Source organism: Pseudoalteromonas sp. SR41-7 (assembly GCF_014163935.1).
GTDB lineage: Bacteria > Pseudomonadota > Gammaproteobacteria > Enterobacterales > Alteromonadaceae > Pseudoalteromonas > Pseudoalteromonas distincta.
In genome coordinates this window covers 1,729-4,551 of sequence record NZ_JACJEF010000030.1, presented here as the reverse complement: position 1 = coordinate 4,551, position 2,823 = coordinate 1,729, and the positions used below count along the sequence as shown (strand labels likewise).

Sequence of the window (2,823 nt, the reverse complement as noted above, 5' to 3'; positions counted from 1 at the left end):
AAACTGTCGCATAAAACGCGTTTGGCGTTGTATGGTTAAGCCTCACGGGTAATTAGTACAAGTTAGCTTAATGGCTCACACCACTTCCACATCTTGCCTATCAACGTTGTAGTCTTCAACGGCCCTTCAGAGACTTTAAAAGTCTAGTGAGAACTCATCTCGAGGCCTGCTTCGCGCTTAGATGCTTTCAGCGCTTATCAGTTCCGAACGTAGCTACCGGGCAATGCCATTGGCATGACAACCCGAACACCAGCGGTTCGTTCACTCCGGTCCTCTCGTACTAGGAGCAACCCCTCTCAATTCTCAAACGCCCACGGCAGATAGGGACCGAACTGTCTCACGACGTTCTAAACCCAGCTCGCGTACCACTTTAAATGGCGAACAGCCATACCCTTGGGACCGACTTCAGCCCCAGGATGTGATGAGCCGACATCGAGGTGCCAAACACCGCCGTCGATATGAACTCTTGGGCGGTATCAGCCTGTTATCCCCGGAGTACCTTTTATCCGTTGAGCGATGGCCCTTCCATTCAGAACCACCGGATCACTATGACCTACTTTCGTACCTGCTCGACGTGTCTGTCTCGCAGTTAAGCTGGCTTCTACCATTACACTAACCGTACGATGTCCGACCGTACTTAGCCAACCTTCGTGCTCCTCCGTTACTCTTTAGGAGGAGACCGCCCCAGTCAAACTACCCACCAGGCACTGTCCGTAACCCCGATTCAGGGGCCAACGTTAGAACATCAAAACTACAAGGGTGGTATTTCAAGGTTGACTCCACAACAACTAGCGTCGCTGCTTCAAAGTCTCCCACCTATCCTACACATGTAGGTTCAATGTTCAGTGCCAAGCTGTAGTAAAGGTTCACGGGGTCTTTCCGTCTAGCCGCGGGTACACAGCATCTTCACTGCGATTTCAATTTCACTGAGTCTCGGGTGGAGACAGCGTGGCCATGGTTACACCATTCGTGCAGGTCGGAACTTACCCGACAAGGAATTTCGCTACCTTAGGACCGTTATAGTTACGGCCGCCGTTTACCGGGGCTTCGATCAAGAGCTTCTCCCTAAGGATAACCCCATCAATTAACCTTCCGGCACCGGGCAGGTGTCACACCGTATACGTCATCTTGCGATTTTGCACAGTGCTGTGTTTTTAATAAACAGTCCCAGCCACCTGGTCACTGCGGCTCCCGTCCGCTTAGAGAGCAAGTCTCATCACAGATAGGAGCGTACCTTCTCCCGAAGTTACGGTACGATTTTGCCTAGTTCCTTCACCCGAGTTCTCTCAAGCGCCTTAGTATTCTCTACCTGACCACCTGTGTCGGTTTGGGGTACGATTCCATATAATCTGAAGCTTAGAGGCTTTTCCTGGAAGTATGGCATCAACAACTTCATCACCGTAGTGACTCGTCTCGTGTCTCAGTCTTAATAGCAACCCGGATTTACCTAAGTCGCCAACCTACTCACTTTCACATGGACTACCAACGCCATGCTTGTTTAGCCTGCTCCGTCCCCCCATCGCAATTATATCGAGTACAGAAATATTAATCTGTTTCCCATCGACTACGCCTTTCGGCCTCGCCTTAGGGGTCGACTTACCCTACCCTGATTAACATGGGATAGGAACCCTTGGTCTTCCGGCGTGGGAGTTTTTCACTCCCATTATCGTTACTCATGTCAGCATTCGCACTTCTGATACGTCCAGCATACCTCCCGGTACACCTTCAACCGCTTACAGAACGCTCCCCTACCACTCAGAATAAATTCTGAATCCGCAGCTTCGGTGCATAGTTTAGCCCCGTTACATCTTCCGCGCAGACCGACTCGACCAGTGAGCTATTACGCTTTCTTTAAAGGATGGCTGCTTCTAAGCCAACCTCCTGGCTGTCTGGGCCTTTCCACATCGTTTCCCACTTAACTATGACTTTGGGACCTTAGCTGGCGGTCTGGGTTGTTTCCCTCTTCACGACGGACGTTAGCACCCGCCGTGTGTCTCCCGGATATTACTTTACGGTATTCGGAGTTTGCAAAGGGTTGGTAAGTCGGGATGACCCCCTAGCCTTAACAGTGCTCTACCCCCGTAAGTATTCGTCCGAGGCTCTACCTAAATAGATTTCGGGGAGAACCAGCTATCTCCCGGTTTGATTAGCCTTTCACTCCTAGCCACAGGTCATCCCCTAACTTTTCAACGTTAGTGGGTTCGGTCCTCCAGTTGATGTTACTCAACCTTCAACCTGCCCATGGCTAGATCACCGGGTTTCGGGTCTATACCTTGCAACTAGTCGCCCAGTTAAGACTCGGTTTCCCTACGGCTACCCTATTCGGTTAACCTCGCTACAAAATATAAGTCGCTGACCCATTATACAAAAGGTACGCAGTCACCCAACAAGTGGGCTCCTACTGCTTGTACGTACACGGTTTCAGGTTCTATTTCACTCCCCTCACAGGGGTTCTTTTCGCCTTTCCCTCACGGTACTGGTTCACTATCGGTCAGTTGGGAGTATTTAGCCTTAGATGATGGTCCACCTATATTCAGTCAAAGTTTCACGTGCTCCGACCTACTCGATTTCACTTAAAATGTCTTTTCATGTACGGGACTATCACCCTGTATCGTGGCACTTTCCAGAGCCTTCCATTAACACATAATAAGCTTAAGGGCTGTTCCGATTTCGCTCGCCGCTACTTTCGGAATCTCGGTTGATTTCTTTTCCTACGGGTACTTAGATGTTTCAGTTCTCCGCGTTCGCCTCGTTAACCTATGTATTCAGTTAACGATACCTGCAAGCAGGTGGGTTTCCCCATTCGGAAATCCTAGTCTCAAG

At 50.1% G+C, this 2,823-nt stretch carries 1 rRNA gene; it reads right to left on the bottom strand.

Going from position 1 to position 2,823, the window contains the following annotated elements:
* Nucleotides 1-44: 44 nt before the first annotated feature.
* A 23S ribosomal RNA gene (locus H5092_RS20310) occupies nucleotides 45-2,823 on the bottom strand.